Below are 18,471 nucleotides of genomic sequence, written 5' to 3'. Positions count from 1 at the left end.
TGGCGGATCGGCCGGTTTCTAAGCTGTTTTTAAAAGCAGGAGTTCTGATGACGCCTGTAAAAAGAGTCTGATGACTTTGGATATGTCTTTTTTGCTGGTTTGCCGGCCTAAACCTAGTCGGAAAGCATTACGCGCCCTAGGAGTGTCGCCGAACATGGTAAGTAGAACATGAGAGGTTTCGACATGTTCTGTGGCGCAGGCGCTCGATGCGGAGAAGCAGATGTCGTTTCTTAGCTTCTGCATCAGCGCTTGTGGTACAACGCCGTCGATTGTGAGCGACATCGTGTTTGGCAACCGCGCCTCTGTGTTGCCATTGACCTGCACCGCTAAGGTCTCTTTGAGTTCCCTTTCAAGCTGGTCTCGCAAGGCACCAATCCGATCCCGGTCATGGTCTATGTTTTTTGAGATGAGCTGAAATGCATGTCCAATACCCGCAATGCCAGGCGTGTTTAGGGTCCCCGCCCTCAAACCCTTTTCCTGCCCGCCACCAAACATCACTGGCGCTAAGTTCACCCGTGGTTTTCGGATCGACCGGTAAAGGGCCCCTACCCCTTTCGGTCCATAGGCCTTGTGCCCGGAAAAACTCGCCAGATGGATGGGTACGTTCTTGAGATCAACTGGCACAAAAGCCGAAGCTTGCGAGAAGTCCGTGTGAAACAGCGCCCCAGCCTCTTCGGCAAGCTGGCCTGCCTCCAAGATGGGTTGCAGAACGCCCGTCTCATTGTTGGCAGCCATGATGGACACCAATCCGGTCTCATCTGTCAAAGACAGGGCCAGCTCATCGAGGGAAATCTGGCCACCTTCATCTACCCCCAATCGCGTTACCCGCGCGCCTTGGGCTTCGAGATGGTCGAAACAGGCCAGAACGGATGGGTGCTCGATCTTGCTGGTGATCAGATGCGTGCGTCCTGCCTCTTTGAGCCGAGGGAACGCTCCAAGGATCGCAAGATTGTTGGCTTCCGTGGACCCGGCTGTAAAGACAAGCTCGGTTTCCTTGCAATTGAGATGGCCCGCAATCTGCTCGCGCGCAGTCTCGACAACCCGAGCTGCCGCTGAACCTTGGCTATGCTCAACACTTGATGGGTTCGCATATACGTCCCGACTGACACGTATGACCGTCTCCAAGACCTCCGGATCAATCGGAGTAGAAGCGTTGTGGTCAAGATAAATCGGTGCCGACATCGCTTCACGCACTCCCCGCGATCAGCTCGGCCGCATCCGCCGGGGATTTGAGGCGGACCGAGAGTTGCCGCACCCCGCGATCGATGTGCAATCGCAAGCGCGCCAGCAAATCACTGTCGTCGGTTTCGATCTCCTCAGCTCCAAACTCGACGTATTTCAGAAGGTCGATGAAGAGAGGCTGGAAGTCCCCAAAGAGCGTATAGGCATTGAATTCTTGACCCTCGCCAGCGTCATCGGCGGCGCCGGATATGGGCCCGGCTTCAAAAGATGACAACATGGCCATGCGGCAAACGAGGTTGGGTGTCAGACCTGATCTTTGTGAAATGATCCGCACCTGGCCGGTCGCCGTCGATGAGATCCGAAACTTATTAATGTGCATCGGTTGTCTCCAGAACCTGTGCATCCGCTTCAGCTCTCAACACCGTGATCTCCGTGCGTTGTCCACCACCCACAGCACCAATCTCAAAACGTCGGCTCACATAAGGGCTGATGATTTTCGACAAATCCGGGGTCAACTCGGTGTCGGTGCACAGCATGACGACCTGCGCCGAGCTGCGCGGCACGTAATTTGCCATCAAGTTTGTCCGGTGCTTCCGGTCCAGACGTGACAACGGCGTGTCGATGATCATCGGCAATTCGCGCCCACTTGTTCGGCCAAGCGCCCAAAGCATCGAGATCGCAAAGAGTTGCCGCTCGCCGGCGGAGAGTTCGGATGGGGTAATCTCTCTACCTTCTTTGCCCAAAAGCTTGAGCTGAAAGCTGTTGGGGTCGACGATGACGTCATGCACGAGCGACTTCCGCGTAACCAGGCCGCTGAATGCCTCGATGAAATGCTTGGAAAGCGAGGCGAGGCGCATTTGAACAATCCGCTCCTCATACTCGTTGAGCGCGGCCTGTGCTCGCGTCGCCAGGTCTCGTTTCTCTTCGGCCCTTGCAAGTGCGAAGACGGCGTCCTGGGACTTACGTAACTCGCGCTCCAGCCGTTCGATCAGTGCACGTGCCTGGGTCGCCTCGCCTTGCTTGCGATTGAGCTCTGTTTCGACGGCGCCGAGTTCGAACTCTGCTTTCTTCAACTCCTCAAATGCACCGGAGGCAGCACCGGGACGGAAGTTCTTCAACTGGTCCTTCAAGGTTGCGCGTTGCTTTTGCAGCTCGGCCAGTTGCGCAGCCAATGTGGCCACCTTCACCCGTTCATCCGCAACCTGAGAAAATTTGGCCAAGACCCAGTCCGGTTCCGTGCTCAGAGCCATTTTGGGCCCGGTGCTTTGGCTGTTCCGAGCGAAGTCTTTGAGCTGCGCAAAATGCGTCTTCGTCCATGTCTTGTCGTCGTTGCCCACGGCCGCCTGAAAACTCGAGACAAAGGCTTCGATTGCTGTCGCGCTGTGCTGCCCGCGCGCCTTCTCCAGGTCTGCTGAGAACCGTTCGAGAAGTTTTGGAGCCAGGGCAAAAGGCGCGACGCCGTTTACAAGCGACTTTAGCGCGTTGGTTTGCTTGGTCAGATCCGCTTCGACACGCTTTAGCTCCTCTGATAGGGTGTCACGGCTGAGCGCGATGCTTCCCCCCTCTTGTTCAAAGACTTTCTGTGACGCCTCGCTTCGCCGCGCAAGCTGGGTGCGCTTTGCTGATAGCGATCCAATCTCCTCTTCAGCCAAGACCAGATCAGACTTTGCGATCTCTAGGTCGCGCCGAAGACCTTCTAAGTCGGTGTAACCGTCCCGGTCCATGCTGCGTGACTTGTAAAGGGCGAGATCGCCCCGAAGCTGATCGAGAATATCGATCCCCAGCAAGGATTTGATTGCATCTGTCAGCCCAGTGCTTTCCTGATCATCAGCAATGTCTTGGATCTTTTCTCCATCGAAAAAGAAAAGCTGAGACACACCAGCTGGAATGATGTCTTCGAGATAGTGGTTCCAATCCTCGCTTGGGATATCCTCCACCGGTGCGCCATTGCGTTCAAACTCAAGGCTTTCAATGACGCTGGCACCGCGGGCCGCCCAAGATCGCCGCACGGTGTAGAGGTCCTCATTGCCGAGGTGTTGGCTCTTGAAGGCCAGTTCGACGGAGGCTCTGCGGTCCTTGGCGAAGTTGTTGATCCGTTTAAGGAGATGCCGCTCATATTCGGCCTGCCCAACACGCGCGCCGAGGGCGCGTTTGCCGTAGAGCGCCAAACGGACAGACTCCAAGAACGTTGTCTTCCCGGCACCATTATGGCCAACAACCAAGACCACAGGTTTTTGCCCGTCTGGCTCAGGTGCAAGATCAAAACGGTGCTCACCGCCATAAAGACCAAAGTTCACGAGGCGTAGAGACTGTAAGATCATGATTCAGTCTCAAACAGAGGGTCAGACGAAGATGCCTCACGCTCTTTCAATCGCGCTTTGCGTTCGTCCAGGACTATTGCTTCGTCTCGCCACTCTTGCTCAAGGATCGAAGCGATCTTTCGGTGAATAAGTGTCCGGCGCTTCAGACCCCGCACAGAGCGCTCTGCCTCCAGAAGCTGGGCCAAGAGCCGTGGCGGCAAATCATGCGCGGCGCAGACATCCGCCAAGACCTTGGCGTCATCGGCTTGGAATTCAAATCCGTCGGTCGCATCGGCTGGGAGTTCCTTGCCCGTCACAGCTTGGAGGGTCTCTGAAACAGCATCGCCCCAGTCACCCTGTTCGCTCCGCCAGATCCGACGGATCTCCCGCAGTTCTTCGACCTGAATAAGGTCGGTCTTCTCCCCGGGCGGCGCATTGGCATTTACCTGCTCTTGCGCCTCCAAAAGTTTTCTCAAGAGCTCTTTGCGGTACTCGAAAAGATAGGGCCCCGGAATGGATGTCTCTGCATCGCCCACAAAGGTGACTGAGCCGTCCCGTCTGCGAAAATCCCGAAACTCCCGCTTCCGCTCGGGGTTTTGTGTTTCAGCCAGCTCGTCACGGAGATCAAGCAAAGGCTCAAGCCATTCCTCGCCATTCTCAACAAGCGCCTCCATGGCCTTGTCTTTTGTCACAACCGTGCACACCCAGCAGCCAAAGCGGGAATTCCCACAGCTTTCGGTCTGCTTGTCGACCACAAGTGGGCACTCGCCAGCTTGCGCGTTTCTATACATCGCAAGCAAATCGCGGTTGTCTGATCCCCAAGGTGACTGGTTTTGCAGCAAGAAAGCCCAAACATCATCCACACTGAAGGTCTCGATCGGCGTGAAAACGAAAGCCCCAGGCAAGGTCGAATGGCGAGACAAGGCCGTCCCATCGATCTTGTGCAGCGACATCACTTGCGCGCGCGTCGCGCTTTCCGAGGACCGGACGCCCAGAACCATGACCACCTCGCCATACTCGGCAACGCGGTTCTTGATGAAAGCATTGGCCGGATCGATCTTCAAGCGTTCCGTGCACCAGCGAAAGCGCTTTGACGGTGCAGGATATCCGCGACCAATCAGGTTCACCCAGAAGCTGTCTGAGATCTCCGGAACCACCTTTTGTGCGGTAATGGGCATGTTCTGGTCTGCCGCTGCCGCGTTGATCGCAGCCAAGGTCTCGTCGATGTAGTTTACGATCACTGGCGTTTCGACAAGCGTGTCGGAACTGAGGACGAAAATCGGTTTGCGCCGCGCATCTTCCGGAAGTGCACGAATGGCACTCCAGATCAGCTGCAAGGCACAGGTTGAATCCTTTCCGCCGCTATACCCGATCACCCAAGGCCGGTCGTCCGCCGCGTAAACGGTGCGGATATGTTCCTGTAGAGCGACAAGATCGAGCCCTGCCCTCTTTGTTTGATCGGTATCCTTACTAGATGTCATGCGACGACCTTCTCTTCAGTCAATGACGCCAAGTAGTCGTCTTCATTCGCTTGTTCTTTTTCATTGAGCGGCAAGCCCACAGCCCCAATTAGGACGTTGGCCGCCAGATGTACGGATTTCACACTGCCATCCATGCCGCGCGAACCCATGACGCGTGGACGCCAGAGTTGTGCATTGCGCTTGCTCCAATTGATCTCCGCCAGTGGTGCCAGGTTTTCCACCCATCCATCCGGCTTTGCTGCAATCAGTCTTGCCCCCAGGACGCCAAACGCCTGTAACATGACGCCATGCGCATGAACGGTTTCTTTGCGCAAATCACCCGCCGTTGTCGCGCCGCGCATCAGTTTTTGCCAGTCGGGGATGACCTCAGCAACCTGACGCCAATATGCGATCACGGTGCTTTCAGTGTTTTCACCGAACCGGTTTGCGTCATGTCCTGCGAGCCACTTGTTGGCTTGATTCAGGCTGGACAAGGTAAAGAGGTTTTTGGCTCGGTTCGACAGAGATGTCTTTTCGAGCTCGGTGAATTCTTGGAAAAACGGAATGTCTTCTAGCACGCGCGTGCTCAGACGTGCCAAAGGATTTCTGCGGTCATAGAGGACGTTCAACGACCCGGATGGACGTACGGCATTCTTGTTGAGGTCCGCGAACATTTGCTGGCAGCGCTCGAGCCCCTCATCCACGAAAAGCACAACCGAGATGGTTTCGTTTTCCAGTTTGGGTCGCGTCTTGAGGGCTTCTTCGATTGCGGCGCGACGATGCTGTCCATCGTTTAGAATGATGCGCGCTGTCATTGAAAGCCGTAGCTCGCCTACATTACGGAACTGAAGACCATCGCTGGCTGGGGAAAACTCAAGATCACCATCCACGGACGCGCAGAGAGACGAGAGCGTATATTCCTCGAAGTTTTCCGAGAGGTAGGATGCGATTTGCGGAACGCGGACGTTTGACAATACGCGTTGAGCGCGCAAGTCCGCTGGCAATTCCTGACTGTCGAATTCGAAAATCTTTGGAACCATCTTAAGCGGGACCATGATCACATAATACTCGGTTCCAGCTTGGACGCCGCGTATGGCTGCGAAATTATAGAAATTACCGCTCATTAGACCCCCTACTGCTGGGTGGAAGTCTATGGAAGTCTCTCCGGAAGTCAACCCCCCTAAGGGCATCTGTAGCGGCTGCTTCTTTCTAAACAAAACGTCACGGCCAACTAGCGCAATTCTATGTTGAGGACGAGTAAATTCGGCATCTGGCTCGATGCGCAGCAAATAGCCCAAAAATGTGGGCGGTCGACTTCAAAATGAGGGCCGCGAACCCTTCGATATGAGGCTTAGTCTTGTCCAGCTTTCCTCTTCGATCAAATCTCTAATCCGACGAACCGGTAGGTCGCCTCAAAGGCCTTGTTTCAAAATCGTCTCAATCTCGCTTAGACCATCCACAGCCGTCCGTACATCCTCATTGACTTCGCCTCGCGGCAGATAATCCGATGATACCTGCGCCACAAAATTCATCTCCATCTGCCGCTGTTCCTCGGCGACGACGGCTTGAACGACAGGCGCGGTCTTCTTTGGAGCGACATCAGTTTTCCCTGACGATTGGCCATCAGGAGCCTGGAGTGCGGCCTCAACATCGGCCTCGGGTCCGCCCGACTCGTTCGCTGGCGGTGTCATCGGCATCGCGCGCATACTCAACGGCAACGTGCCCTGCGACCCACCTCCCCCCGGTTCCGGGAACGGCAACTCGCCCGTCTGCGCCGCGTGTATCGCCTTGAACAGCCGATCGTTAAAATACTGGATCCGCTTCGCGCGGACAGGCATCTGGGCATCGATGACCATGACGATCTCGTCGAGCGGCAGGCGGCGCGCCTCATCTTCCGGCAACAGCGAGCTTTCCTCAGTCCGTGTCGATTGGCTGCGGCCTTCGAATGGGTTCTTGCCGATTGATTGAGATCGCGTGACCACGGTCTTCGTGGTCTTGCCGACCGCCTTGCTCAGCTCCTCGACTGTCTTCTCATCCGAGGGCGTCAGGTACAGCTTCACGCCGGCGTTGCCCTGCAAGGCGCGGCGGGTGTTCTCGCCATAGATTTCATCGAGGGCGGGGATGGTTTGGGTGACGACGGCCAGGTGACCACGATAGGTGCGCAGGGTCTCGATGCTCTCGACCACGATGGGCATCTTGCCCAAACGATTGAACTCGTCGAGCATGATCATCACCGGCCATGGCTCATCCGGCCCGGGGTCCTTTTCCTGCATGGCCGAGAGCAGGTCGGAGAAAAACAGCCGGATCAGCGGCGCGAGAGGTTTGACCATGAGGGGTTGGACAACGAGATAGACTGAAAAGGGTTTCTTGCGGATCGTCCGGAAATCGAAGTCCGAAACTGCCGTCGCCTCATCGATCGCAGGGTTCTGCCATTGATCGAGCCCCGAGGTCATAAGGAGCGAGACGTAAGACGTCAGCGTGTCGTTGTTGGTCGAGGCCAGCCGCGTGAAGATCAGTTTGGCCGCCCTGTTGTCGACCTCGTGACCCCGCGCGAAATACTCCTTCTGCTTGTTCCCGCCCGAGGCCGCGATGCGGTAGATTTCGCCTAGGGTCGGGCGCTTTCGCTGGAAGGCCAAAAGCCCTGCGGCGACGAAGAGATCGATCCCGCCCTTCAGGAGACCCTGAACCCGGTCATTGTCGCTTTGCAGGAAGAGCGTCGCCAGGAGCTGCAATTCCATCTGCTGGCGCGCGGGATCCTTCAATTGATAGATGCGCAGGAGCGGATTGTAGCGATGCGTGCGCTTGCCCTCCCAATCGGTGGGGGCAAAACGATAGACCTTGTCGCCCTGGGCTGCGCGGTGCCGGGCTGTTGCCTCGAAGCATTCCCCCTTCACATCGAGCGTCACGGCGGAGCCTTGCCAGGTTAGCAAGTTTGGAATGACGAAGCCCGTGGTCTTGCCGCGGCCCGTGGGGGCCACGATCAGCGCGTGCGGGAAGACTTTCGAGCAAATGTATTTCGCGCTGGATTTTGGAGAACCCAGCTTGCCGAGGATGAAGCCGGTGCCGGGCGCGCCGAAAAAACCATTGGACTTCATCTCGCGCGCAGACTGCCAATGGGTCTGGCCAAAGCGTGTCAGAGCGGACCCCGAGAGGGCGAGGCTCAGCATCATGCCGGCGGCGGCGAAGCTGCCGATGATCAGGTGGATCAGCTGGGCATCCTCGGGGCGGCGATCGAGGATCGCCAGATAGTTCTGCGCGATATAGGCAAAGTCGATCTCGGCCCCGAAGCCTAGATCCTGGTAGGTCAGTACCGCCGAGGCGATGGTATAGCCCATGGCCCCGGTCACCAGCGTCACCAACAGGACGCCCGTGGCGATCCGCGCCTTTCCCATGGCGGCGCTCAATGGACCTGACCCCGCTCGGTTTCGCCATCCACGTCTGTCGCGCGGTGTTTTTCAAATTCGGCATCGGCCAGTTCATCGACCACCTGACGCAGGGCCTCCGTGTTGGCCGTCGCGGCATCGGATTGCAGGTAGACCTTGGCGACATAGAGCCGGTCGAGGCGGTCCTCGAGAACCTTGTCCAGCGCATCGGCATCGCCGGATGTGAGCCGGTCTAGTTGGCGAACGTCCAGCACCCGCGCGATCTCACCGCGGAAGGCGTCGCGCTCCGCGTCGGTCTCGAAGGGCGCGGACAACTCCCCCGCCCGCTCATGGTCCAGAACACGCGCAATCTCCTCTGCGAGGCGGTCGGACCGGTCAAACTGCGGTGCAGTTTCATCGCGGGTCGCTAGACGTTCGTCACGCTTGCCCAACCCGGGCCCGTCGCGCATCTCGGTTTCGCGGCGGACCTGATTGATGACCTCCGTATCCCGGATCTCGACGACGGCGGCATAGGTCGCGCCGAGCCCACGGGCGAGGTGGGACGGCATGTCCGGATAGCGCGCGCGCAAGTCATCCGTGACAGCATCGGCAACAGGGGTGCGGGCATCGCGACGCTCCATGATCCGGTCGACCTCGCGGGTGATCTCGCTGGCGCGGGCCACATCTGTGATGGTCTCCCGGTAGGGCTCGGACCGGTCGATCACATCGTCCGGACGGGCGAGCAGCTCCGGATGTGCCTCGAGATACGCACGCTGCTCCGTCTCGATCCGGCGCTCCGCCCGTGAGGCCACCTCCCAGTCCCGAGCCTCGATCTGCTCCGCTGTCAGACCCTCTGCGCGCATCTCCTGACGGATTGCCCCTTCCATCGCCCGGACCGCGTCCTCCTGATAGTGGAACCGCTCGCTGACCGCTTCCGCTTCCATGACGCCATCCCGGCGCAGCACGTTCTCGCGCTCCAACAGCGTGCCAAGTTCCACATGCACGTCATTGAGAATGTCGCGCGCCTGTTCCAGATCGGCGCGGCGTTCGAGGTTCAGATCGCGCGCCTCGGCCACTTTGGAGAGATCATCTGCGATCCATTGATGCTCCAGCGCGGCATTCGAGGCCCTGGTTTCGATCCGGGCCACCACTTCCGATGTGCTGATCCCGGTTCCGCGCAGCGCGGTGTCTATGCGCGACCGCAAGTCCGGCTCGGCCAGACGGTCCAGCCGGCTGGCGTCGATATTGGCCTCAGAATAGATCCCGCCTTCCGAGGGCGCCTCTGACAACGTGCTCGAACGCAATCCGAGCGGCTGCATGTGCTGGACCTGCGTCTGGATCTCGATGAGGCGTTTTTCCAGCACGGGACGTTCCGCGTCAGACTTCTCGGCGATCATGCCCTGCACCCGCGCGAGCTTTTCCGCGTAGAGGCTTCTCAGATCCTCGAAACTCTGATCCTCGGCCATATACACATCTCCTGTTCGGTCCAGCTGCCCGCCGCGCGCCAGCACCTCACCCGCGCGGAAAAGGGCTGTGGCAATATCTTCACGGGCCTCGCGCGATGCCTCCGCAGCAAGCGAGTGGTAGACGGTTCTGGTATTGGCGATCTCCGCGAGCGTCCGCGTCAGGTCGGTGCCCACGCGTTCGCGCTCGCGGGGCGCGCGCCCCTCTTCTTTCGCCGCATAGACCTCGCTGGTCCGGGCGGGGTAATGCATGAGCCCCCGATCGACGCGGCGCGTGGCCTCGAGGCGCACGCCGTACTTCTCCGCCTCCTCGACCATGGCGAGGCGGAAGTCGTCATAGTTGAAGCGGTGGTTGCGCCCCAGAAAGAAGAACTCGCCTTCCTGCGAGCGGCGGTTCAGCACCAGATGCGCATGGGGGTGATCGCGGTCCTCATGCACCGCGATGATGTAGTCGAAATGCCCCTCATCGGTCTGGAAGAACCGCTCGGTCACATCCGTCGCGATGTCGCGCACGTCCTCGCCGCGGGTGCCGATGGGGAAGGACATGAGCATATGGGTGGTCTGCCCAAGCTTAGGCTTGAAGCCCGCGTCCCACCGCTTGGCAAAGCGCTCGGTGAGGTCCTTGATGTCCTTCGCTTCGAGCTTCGCCTTGCCATCGAGGAACCCGCTACTGTCCACGATATGAGTAGACTTGGTGGTGAGGTAATCGAGCTGGTTCATCAGCTGCGATTTGGTATGCGTGCCCCCACCCCGGATCGCCTTGAAGACCGCTGGCCGATGCCCTGCTGCCACGCGCGCAAGCTGGCTCTGCTTGGCGACATGCAGCCCCTGCATCGAGCCTCGGATTCGGCTCCAGCCGTCCCGGAAGACCTCGCCAGTGACGGCATCAACGGCATCATTCAGCCGCATGGGCAAACTCCCTCAGCGCGGCCGTAGCCTCCAGCTGCATCGCGTCGCGACGACGGCGCAGGAGCAGATCGATCTCGTCAGCAGAATCCAGGATGAACCGCGCCAGCCCGCGCATCTGCGCAAGCCGCAATTCGGAGAACTCGGCACGCGTGCCGCCATCAGCCCCCTGCCCCATCCGATTGGCCCGCGTCATCTGCTTGGCGATCTGTGCGACCCCATTGCCAACCTCATGCAAAGAAGCCCTATAGCGCGCCATCTCTGCTGCCATCTGCGCATCCGGAACGAACACCCCGCCTGCCGCCTGAATGAGCCGCCGCAGCCCCTCGGCCCGGCTCTCGATCCCGGCGGCGGCCAGCACCTCGTCGAGCGCCGCAAGCTCCGCAGCCGTAACCTTCACACTGACCGCCGAGACCGGAATGGCGGCATCCGTCTGGCGCTCGGCATCAGCTTTGAGCGTGTACTGAATTGCCCGCACCGACACGCCGTACCGCTCCGCCAGGGCCGATGTGGTCACACCTTCCGCAGCCTCGCGAACGATCTCCATGCGGTCCGCATCGGTGAGACGTTTTGAGCGCGACATGCGAAGAAAGACCCCCTATTTCCTGCCACCTTCCACCAAGTCTGCCCTCACCTTACGATAATATACCTATCTGTCAATTATATACTTACGGCGCATTCAGGCTCAGGCAGTCTTGGTGTCCGCTTCACGCCGCGGCCCGCAGGGACGCGGCTCTGCCGCCCTCACCACCGGGCGACCCACCTGTCCAATGGGTCCCCTTCCCCAAAACCGCCCGAAGGTCTGGCCGAACACGCATGTGTTCGGACGGAACCGCGGGCGGGCACAAACCCCACCGACAGGGCGGACAGGCAGGGTCAAGGAGGGCCAGATTTGGCTTGCCAAATCTCTGCCGCAAAAACCGGGAGGCCCTGGCCGATAGGTTTTTGTGGATGGCCCCCTTGAGGCTGACTGGCCGGTCTGTCGCGGCCTGACCCTTCCGGTCGGCGATCACCCCCGCCGGACCCGGCATCCCTGGAACAGGGACCGGGCCGCCTGATGGCGGCCCATCCTCGTCAGAGGATTCAGTCCTGGGGATCCTTCGCGCTCGGCGGGAACATCACCAGCTCCGAGACCGCGACCGGGAAGTCGAGCTTGAGGCTGAAGAACTCCGATCCATCCCCGTTGCGGGTGTTGCGGAACATCGCGCCCACGCGTTGGAAGCGGGTGCGCTCCTGGCCATCGGTGTCGGTGAACTTGACGGGGACGGTGGCGACGTAGTGGTTGGTCATTTGGGTTACTCCTTGTTGCGATGGGGATCTGCCAGCACGGGGGCAAGAGGCCCGGTCGCAAGTGCAAATGCGGAGGGTTCGCGGCTCCGCCGCGGAAGCCGTATTTGTGCTTGCCGAAGCGTGAGCTGAGGGCACGAACGGGCCGACCCCGTGCGATCCACATGCATAGCAAAAAGGAGGGACCCGATTGACCTGTGCCATCACGCAGTCGCCACCATCCGCGTCCGCGTCCCGCCGATCCTGGCCGGGGTGCTGATGACGCCCGCCCGCGTGGATGCGATGTTCCGAAACACCACCCGAGGGTTGTGCAGGTCTTCAGCGTCATGTGCGACGTCTTGCCCCCTCGGTCTTGCGCTGCTGACGATGTGCGAGGTGCGCACCATCCCCAGCCCGTACCGATGTGGATGGGCCGAACTCTGACGGGCTGGGTAGAGGGATGACGGTGCTGGCCGCCGCGAGTTGCTGAAAAAGTGTGACCGATCGCACGCGCCATGAGACATGACGAAAGGGCCGCGCCAAGCACGACCCCGTTACGGTCATCACGCGCCCAAGCTGTCGAGCAACCCGCTGGTATCAGGCATTCGCTTCAGCGAGTTGCCGATGTGCTCCCGCCAGCGCGGCCCAACCTCCATTGCGGTGGCATAGGCCCGAGCCAGATCATCGGGCCGGTCCTCGGCCATCGCTTCGATAAGGAAAGCCGCCTGCTCGCGGTCCTTCGCGGATTTCAGGCTCCCTGCCCCATCGCGGCGCCGGTCGGCAATGATCAGTTTGTGGATCGCATAGCGTTCCGGGCGGGGCACCTGCACCAGAACGCCGGATCTATAGATCGCCGCCGCGTGGATCGGCTCAGCGATCAGGAAGTTGAGATAGTTCAATCCTTGGGCGTTCACGCCCAATGCTGGCAGATCACGGATGGTCTCATCTCCGAACGCCGGTGTGAGAAACTCGACCAACTGGCCGCTGCCACCCTGGGCCCATCGCCATGTCCGACCTTGGTCAAGAGCTGGCAGAGGATCGAATTTGAGCGCCGAGAACGTCTCGGCAAGACCCGGGTCGACCTGATCCTGCAACGCAACGCTGAGCTTCTCGAACTGCGCGATGTCGATGTCGCCAGTATTGGCCATACCGCCAATTGGCAGACGGATACCAAGCTCGCCTTCATAGAGGCGAAATGCATTGGTTCCGACGATGGTGCCACCCAAACGGAAGGTTCCGGCTGCGGCCATGGCCGACAGGATGGAACCGGTCGCCCGGTCGATGGGCGTCATGCCTTCCGCACGCAAGAGCCGGACAAGCCGCGACCGTTCCGCCTGCCGATCCTTGGCCGTTGCGCGCAGCTCTTCGATCCGGTCGATGCGCGCGCGCGTCTCGTCGCTGTCTTCGCCGATATAGATGAACCGCATCTCCGTCCCGACACGGCGCGCGGCATACCAATAAGCCTTATCCCCACGCTCCTTGAGCGTGGGCTTGCCTTCGACACCGGACAAGGCGTCGTCCTTCAGAAGACGCACCAGGTCGGTATAGGCGCTCATCGCGATGCTGCTGAGTGGGGTCATGCCTATCATTTCCAAGTTTTGCTTGGCATTCATATACCTATCAAAACAGGAAATTGCTAGGCAAAGTGATTTGGAGAACGTCCACACCCATAAGAAACGACGAAAGGGCCGCCCGAAGGCGACCCTCTCTCTTCAATCCTGCGACGCCTTCTTCGCCGGGTCCGCAACCCGCATGACCGTCAGGCCTTTCGCTTCCGCCTTCTGCCCGAGGTTCAGCGCGACCCCGTTGCCGCCGAAGAGCACAACCCCCGTCGCCGCGAACTTGTCGTCTAGCATCTCGTCGTTGCACTTGAACGGTGCCGCCCGCCCGTGTGCGGACCAGCGCGGATCGAAGCGCGCTTGCGCTACCCCGCGCGCCCGCGCCCACCGAGCCGCGATCATCTCCGCCCCGTGCTTGCCACCCTTGTGGCAGAGGAATATCTCTTGGTTACGGTTCTGCTTGATCCGCTCCCGAACCTTGTCGAGCGTGTTGAAGATCACATCGACATCGGTCCAGTCGGTGGCGCCCGAAACGATCAGGGGCACCCCCTCGACTTTCGACTTCTCGGCGGTTTCGCGATCATGCTGTTCGAGCAGATGCCGGGCCTCGAAGACCGCCCCAGTCTCTTGCGCCCGGACACTCGCCCGCGAGCCTGCCGCCGGGATGAAGGCGTGACCCGTCTCGATCTCGTAGCATTCCGCCGCCGCCTCGCTCATCACCTCGATGGCGCTGACAATCTCGCGCAGGTGCAGAAAGCGCGCCTGCGCCTCTTCGAGTGCGGTCTCGGCGATCTCCGACCCGTCGTGGGACTTTGCCAGCGCGCCGATCTTGTCCGCAGTGCGGTCGACCTCCTTGCCGAGCGCCACCTTGCGCCGCTGCAGGATCGTGGCGAGCCCATGGGCGAGCGGTTCGATTTCTGCCTCGAGCCCAGTCCCGCGCAGCGAGCCAAGCAGAGCCTCGAAGCTCTCGCGGATGATGCGGTCGGTCAGGAAGTGATCTTCCGGGATCGGGAGCTGTGCGTCCTTCTCGGTCAGTCCGAAAAGTTCAATGGTCTCGTAGGTGTTTGCATTGTCGTAAGCCATGTCTGGTCTCCAGTAGTCGGTTGTGGAGCCACCACGTGAGTGTGGGGGCATGGCCGAATGCCTGGTTTCCGAATCTGCCCGGGTCAGGGACGGCGCAGCCGCCGGCTTGCCGGGCGCAAAAGTTTTCCGCGCGCAGCACCCGACACATGCGCGCGCTCACGCACGGGACCGCCCAACGCCATAGACCCCGCCCTCGCCGAAAAGTTTTGCGATCCTTGACGCGGGCTGATTTGGGGGCCATCCGGAGGATATGCTTCCACGCTCATGTGTGTGTGTATTGACGGTAGGTTTGCCCGACCCGAGCAGGCAAACGGCCCGACCGGACGCGGGAGACGGATGAAGCGGAGGGATCGTTTTGCCCCGCAAAACAGACCAGAGCGCAATCCGGCGGAGCGGCCAGGGAGGAACGTGCTCGCGAGGCGGGCAAACCGGGATGCCGGGTACGACGCCGCGGTGAGGCCGCATGGCCGAATGCGCGACGGACCGAAGGGCCGTTCTCTCCTGCGACACGCGAAGCCGAGCAGGGGAGGTCCGAAGGCTTACATTCGCTGCAGGCGACACCAATAAATGCAATGTGTAGATAGACAGAGCGGCACTTCGTCAGAACGATGGAGCTTCCCATTCGTCCTCAACTTCTTCGATTTCAGCCGTGAGCAATGTCATTCTGAAACCGTTTTGTTGCGCCAACGTTTGCTCAAACAACGTTACTCCGGCCGGCCTCTGCAGCCAAGTGTACGCCGCAACTTCTACGCAGCCAGTTACTTCTCCAATATCCGCAGTTGAGAGGGCAGAGACGCTCTGCGGCGGAACCTGGTCGCCGCGGCAAACTGATAACTTGGGAAAAAACTCGTTCAACCGGGCATACCTGACGACGCCACCATTCGAAAAAATTATGGCTGCGGGGTCGCCGATCCGCGGAATGTAGCGTCGAGCTGCTGCCTCTCTGCTCACATCATGGCGTCGAGCTAGCTCAAGAATATGGGATAGATCGGCTTCGCCATTGTCTCGGACAAAGGACGCAACAGCCAGTGCTGGCATAAGCAACTCAGCTGCGAATTCGTTTGCTTGCTGCTCCATCCGTGAGTGCGGATCATTCGGCTTAGCTTTTGTGACCGCCAGATCGCTCTTCTTACAGCGGAAGCCGTCTGGACTATTGGCCCGATGGAACGGATGTACATAATGCCCAAGCTCATGGGCAATCGTATAGCGCTTTCGGCTTTCGTGGCGATCTTTGTTGATCAAAATTGCCCCTTCAGACTTTTCTTTGGGAACTATGAGAGCTCCCTCAAGACCGCTCAACTGTTCCTCGCGGATCTCGTAGATGTCTATAGCCTTCGCGATATCTCTGACCGGCACCATCACGGTATCGTCTGGAAGTTGATCCAGAATTGCCTTTGCGAGCCTCTTCGGATCGCTCCCAGCATCATCAATTTCCATGCGGTCAATTTGTATCATTTGCCCCCTTTCGGCGGTTTCGAAGCGACTGGATCATATCATCTATGATCGCTCGGTCATTCTCTTCTAAATCGCCGACCTGTCTGAACATACGTGCCATTTCATCGTTCTGGTCGTTCTCAAAATCTTCGCCCACCAGATGCCGGATCGACACCTTGAAATAGTCCGCAATTTTGGTCAACAGCTCGAGAGAAGGGTTGTCCGTTCGACCTTTCTCAAGTTCCCAAATATGAGTTTTGGAAACTCCGAGGGCGTCTGCAACTTCCTGCAGTGATTTTTTCTTTTTTACCCGGAGCTCGTTCAGACGGACCGCAAATGTCATGTTTCTCTCCCTGAATCAAAGCGGCGCAGTCCATAAGGGAACGCGCCGTAAGATGCAATGATATTATCACGTAGCGGCTAACTTGACAACTCGCTCCGTAAGATCATATGATACGTTATCGGTCGCCAATGACGGGGCCGGCTAAATGGAGACAGCAATGTCTAAGAACCAGTATGTCGTTCGTAATGGCGACAAATGGGGCGTCCGTGGCGAAGGCAACGAACGTCTTACCCGCAGCTTTGACACTCAGCGCGAAGCTATCGACCACGGGCGCGACATCGCTCGCAATCAGGGCTCAGAGCTCCGAATTCAGGGTCGGAATGGTCAGTTCCGCGAAGCCTGGAGCTACGGCAACGACCCCTATCCTCCAAAAGGCTGAACTAGCGTCGCGATATATGACCCCTTTCCAACGCGCCCACGAACAAAGGAGATAATCTAATGGCACAGTGTACAGCACCCGTGAATGGTCATCGCACGGCAAGTGGGGCCGAAAATTGCCCGGCATGTCGAGGTGGTTCGCGTGGCTACAGGTCGTATTTTTCTTATTCACCGTATCGCAGCCCATCCTATTCCTCGTTGGGAAGTAGTGGAAGTGCACGAAGCGGTGGCGGTTCCAGATCTGGCGGCAACACAAAGCCGCGTTGGTCTAAAGCAGGCTCGACGGTGGTTTATACTCCCGTCGAAGTGCGAACACTCACCCCCGTCCGAGAAAACGTGGAAAAGCGGGCATCTATTCCTGACATTCGTGACGTTTTTCTGTGTCACGCGTGGGACGACCGAGGAGGCGCAGCGAAAGAACTACACGATTTCTTGGAAGAAGCTGGCGTTTCAGTTTGGTTCAGCGAGAAGGATGTTCTGCTTGGTTCCAACCTTCTGCGTGAAATCGACAAAGGACTTGTGAAGTCACGCGTTGGCATTGTTTTGGTCACCCCAGCACTTTTGCGCCGCCTTCAGAGCGAAGGAATTGCCGATAAAGAGCTTTCGGCATTGTTGGCACGCGATCTTCTTGTCCCAATCGTCCATGAAACAACTTACGAGGAGCTTCGCGAAGTTAGTCCCCTTCTTGGCTCACGAAGTGGCTTGAGCACTGCTGAAGATAGCATGACAAATGTGGCCGCAAAGCTTGCGGAATTGGTGGCGCTTTGATGAAATCTGAAGGTGATACAGAATGGCAACTGCGGGTTCACGCGGAACGAAATGCTGTCGCCCATTGACTTCGAGCGGCAACAGAAACCGAGGAGCAAGCGCGCCTTTGATGCGCGCGGCAACTCACGTAGATCGGGTCACGAAACGCCAGAACAAGGAACCGATTGGTCGCAGTATCATACTGTTTTGCCAGGCCGCTGCGGCATGATTTCACGCTCGGGGCGCTTCAACGCTTCGGCATATTTGCGGGTATTGTCGTCAATCGTGCCGTGCAAGAGCTTTGAGACAAAGGCTTGGGCGTCTTGAACGGTCATGTCCTTCAGCGAAGAGGACAGCGCCATGAAGAGCACTTCCTCGCTGATCGTGGCGGCATAGTGCATGGCGTCCGCATAAAATGATGGATCGTTCAGAACCTGCTCGCTCAGGGGCATCCGCGCGAGGTTCTCTTCCGGGATCGCCATGAAGATCGTGTCCTGCAGGTCGGTCAGATAGGCGCGGCGCGATGTGGACACCGGCTTTCCCGCCGCCTTGGCCTCCAGATATGCCTGCCTTGTCCTGTCGAGCTTTGCCCTTGCATGGGTCATGATGACATCACGCTGTCGTTCAGGCAGCGCAAATCCGGTGCAACGCTCGATATGAGCAAGAAGCTCTTCAACCTCGGCGTCTACATCAAAGCTCTCGTACCACGGAGCTTTTCCCAGTCTCGCCACCATGTGCCTACCCTCGCCCTTTCAATAATATATTATCGTATATCATATTCAGCAGATCGCAAGCAGATGCGTGCGTCGTGCAGCCAGACATGGAAAAAGGGGAACCGTGGTCCCACGGCTCCCCTTTCGGTACAAATTGTCTTCTCTCACGCGCTAGTCACGCGACCAGCGACAGCCCCACGCCTGCGTCCAGCGGCTGCTCACCGCTGTCGATGAACGGGATGATCGAGAAGGTCTGCCCGCCGCGCTGGTCTTCG

At 58.9% G+C, this 18,471-nt stretch carries 16 protein-coding genes; 2 read left to right on the top strand and 14 right to left on the bottom strand.

Annotated features, from left to right (window positions below):
• Positions 1–18: 18 nt before the first annotated feature.
• From I3253_RS13640 to I3253_RS13580, 13 genes are all read right to left on the bottom strand, one after another.
• Positions 19–1,182, bottom strand: coding sequence for a cysteine desulfurase family protein (locus tag I3253_RS13640; RefSeq protein ID WP_197918473.1), 1,164 nt, complete (start codon positions 1,180–1,182; stop codon positions 19–21).
• A gap of 4 nt (positions 1,183–1,186) precedes the next feature.
• Complete coding sequence (gene dndE / locus I3253_RS13635) at positions 1,187–1,561, bottom strand: DNA sulfur modification protein DndE (RefSeq protein WP_011567101.1); 375 nt, start codon at positions 1,559–1,561, stop codon at positions 1,187–1,189.
• Positions 1,551–3,503: a DNA sulfur modification protein DndD gene (gene dndD / locus I3253_RS13630; protein WP_197918470.1), complete on the bottom strand. Its 1,953-nt coding sequence runs from the start codon at positions 3,501–3,503 to the stop codon at positions 1,551–1,553. The genes dndE and dndD overlap by 11 nt, the downstream gene beginning before the upstream one ends.
• Entirely contained in the window at positions 3,500–4,963 is a 1,464-nt protein-coding gene (gene dndC / locus I3253_RS13625) for a DNA phosphorothioation system sulfurtransferase DndC (RefSeq protein WP_197918468.1), read from the bottom strand. The genes dndD and dndC overlap by 4 nt, the downstream gene beginning before the upstream one ends.
• Positions 4,960–6,066 carry a DNA sulfur modification protein DndB gene (gene dndB, locus I3253_RS13620; RefSeq protein ID WP_197918465.1) on the bottom strand — a complete coding sequence of 369 codons (1,107 nt, stop codon included), beginning with the start codon at positions 6,064–6,066 and terminating at the stop codon, positions 4,960–4,962. Before dndB ends, dndC begins: the two co-directional genes overlap by 4 nt.
• 288 nt (positions 6,067–6,354) lie before the next feature.
• Entirely contained in the window at positions 6,355–8,334 is a 1,980-nt protein-coding gene (locus I3253_RS13615) for a type IV secretory system conjugative DNA transfer family protein (protein WP_197918463.1), read from the bottom strand.
• Positions 8,335–8,342: 8 nt separating this feature from the next.
• On the bottom strand, positions 8,343–10,676 hold the full coding sequence (locus I3253_RS13610) for a relaxase/mobilization nuclease domain-containing protein (protein WP_197918460.1): 2,334 nt from the start codon (positions 10,674–10,676) through the stop codon (positions 8,343–8,345).
• Positions 10,663–11,256: a helix-turn-helix domain-containing protein gene (locus I3253_RS13605; RefSeq protein WP_197918458.1), complete on the bottom strand. Its 594-nt coding sequence runs from the start codon at positions 11,254–11,256 to the stop codon at positions 10,663–10,665. The genes I3253_RS13610 and I3253_RS13605 overlap by 14 nt, the downstream gene beginning before the upstream one ends.
• Before the next feature lie 500 nt (positions 11,257–11,756).
• The gene (locus tag I3253_RS13600) at positions 11,757–11,963 is read right to left on the bottom strand and encodes a hypothetical protein (RefSeq protein ID WP_007120662.1); all 207 of its coding nucleotides are present in this window, start codon (positions 11,961–11,963) and stop codon (positions 11,757–11,759) included.
• Positions 11,964–12,502: 539 nt separating this feature from the next.
• Positions 12,503–13,519, bottom strand: a complete 1,017-nt coding sequence (locus I3253_RS13595; RefSeq protein WP_258093599.1) for a nucleotidyltransferase family protein — start codon at positions 13,517–13,519, stop codon at positions 12,503–12,505.
• A 132-nt stretch (positions 13,520–13,651) separates the two neighbouring features.
• Positions 13,652–14,581 (bottom strand): DUF2493 domain-containing protein, encoded by a 930-nt coding sequence (locus I3253_RS13590; protein WP_197918454.1) that lies wholly within the window; start codon positions 14,579–14,581, stop codon positions 13,652–13,654.
• A gap of 600 nt (positions 14,582–15,181) precedes the next feature.
• Positions 15,182–16,036: an ImmA/IrrE family metallo-endopeptidase gene (locus I3253_RS13585; RefSeq protein WP_197918452.1), complete on the bottom strand. Its 855-nt coding sequence runs from the start codon at positions 16,034–16,036 to the stop codon at positions 15,182–15,184.
• Positions 16,023–16,358: a helix-turn-helix domain-containing protein gene (locus tag I3253_RS13580; protein WP_165198613.1), complete on the bottom strand. Its 336-nt coding sequence runs from the start codon at positions 16,356–16,358 to the stop codon at positions 16,023–16,025. Before I3253_RS13580 ends, I3253_RS13585 begins: the two co-directional genes overlap by 14 nt.
• Before the next feature lie 157 nt (positions 16,359–16,515).
• On the opposite strand from I3253_RS13580, the gene I3253_RS13575 reads away from it, so the two are divergent.
• Positions 16,516–16,737: a DUF2188 domain-containing protein gene (locus I3253_RS13575; RefSeq protein ID WP_102856492.1), complete on the top strand. Its 222-nt coding sequence runs from the start codon at positions 16,516–16,518 to the stop codon at positions 16,735–16,737.
• A 335-nt stretch (positions 16,738–17,072) separates the two neighbouring features.
• A complete protein-coding gene (locus I3253_RS20715; RefSeq protein WP_258093597.1) occupies positions 17,073–17,504 on the top strand; it encodes a toll/interleukin-1 receptor domain-containing protein in 432 nt (143 codons plus the stop codon).
• A gap of 176 nt (positions 17,505–17,680) precedes the next feature.
• Here I3253_RS20715 and I3253_RS13565 read toward each other — a convergent pair whose 3' ends face one another.
• Positions 17,681–18,217: a hypothetical protein gene (locus tag I3253_RS13565; protein WP_232272160.1), complete on the bottom strand. Its 537-nt coding sequence runs from the start codon at positions 18,215–18,217 to the stop codon at positions 17,681–17,683.
• Positions 18,218–18,471: the final 254 nt, after the last annotated feature.

The organism is Thiosulfatihalobacter marinus, from assembly GCF_016019955.1.
GTDB lineage: Bacteria > Pseudomonadota > Alphaproteobacteria > Rhodobacterales > Rhodobacteraceae > Shimia > Shimia marinus_A.
Note: the sequence above shows the minus strand (reverse complement) of the source record. Positions and strands in the feature narration are given on the sequence as shown.

Coding starts and splice junctions, on each gene's coding strand:
- I3253_RS13600 (WP_007120662.1), bottom strand. CDS start 11,963: ATGACCAACCACTACGTCGCCACCGTCCCCGTCAAGTTCACCGACACC.
- dndE (WP_011567101.1), bottom strand. CDS start 1,561: ATGCACATTAATAAGTTTCGGATCTCATCGACGGCGACCGGCCAGGTG.
- I3253_RS13565 (WP_232272160.1), bottom strand. CDS start 18,217: ATGGTGGCGAGACTGGGAAAAGCTCCGTGGTACGAGAGCTTTGATGTA.
- I3253_RS13590 (WP_197918454.1), bottom strand. CDS start 14,581: ATGGCTTACGACAATGCAAACACCTACGAGACCATTGAACTTTTCGGA.
- I3253_RS13615 (WP_197918463.1), bottom strand. CDS start 8,334: ATGGGAAAGGCGCGGATCGCCACGGGCGTCCTGTTGGTGACGCTGGTG.
- I3253_RS13610 (WP_197918460.1), bottom strand. CDS start 10,676: ATGCGGCTGAATGATGCCGTTGATGCCGTCACTGGCGAGGTCTTCCGG.
- dndB (WP_197918465.1), bottom strand. CDS start 6,066: ATGAGCGGTAATTTCTATAATTTCGCAGCCATACGCGGCGTCCAAGCT.
- I3253_RS13605 (WP_197918458.1), bottom strand. CDS start 11,256: ATGTCGCGCTCAAAACGTCTCACCGATGCGGACCGCATGGAGATCGTT.
- I3253_RS13595 (WP_258093599.1), bottom strand. CDS start 13,519: ATGACCCCACTCAGCAGCATCGCGATGAGCGCCTATACCGACCTGGTG.
- I3253_RS13640 (WP_197918473.1), bottom strand. CDS start 1,182: ATGTCGGCACCGATTTATCTTGACCACAACGCTTCTACTCCGATTGAT.
- I3253_RS13585 (WP_197918452.1), bottom strand. CDS start 16,036: ATGATACAAATTGACCGCATGGAAATTGATGATGCTGGGAGCGATCCG.
- I3253_RS13575 (WP_102856492.1), top strand. CDS start 16,516: ATGTCTAAGAACCAGTATGTCGTTCGTAATGGCGACAAATGGGGCGTC.
- dndC (WP_197918468.1), bottom strand. CDS start 4,963: ATGACATCTAGTAAGGATACCGATCAAACAAAGAGGGCAGGGCTCGAT.
- I3253_RS13580 (WP_165198613.1), bottom strand. CDS start 16,358: ATGACATTTGCGGTCCGTCTGAACGAGCTCCGGGTAAAAAAGAAAAAA.
- dndD (WP_197918470.1), bottom strand. CDS start 3,503: ATGATCTTACAGTCTCTACGCCTCGTGAACTTTGGTCTTTATGGCGGT.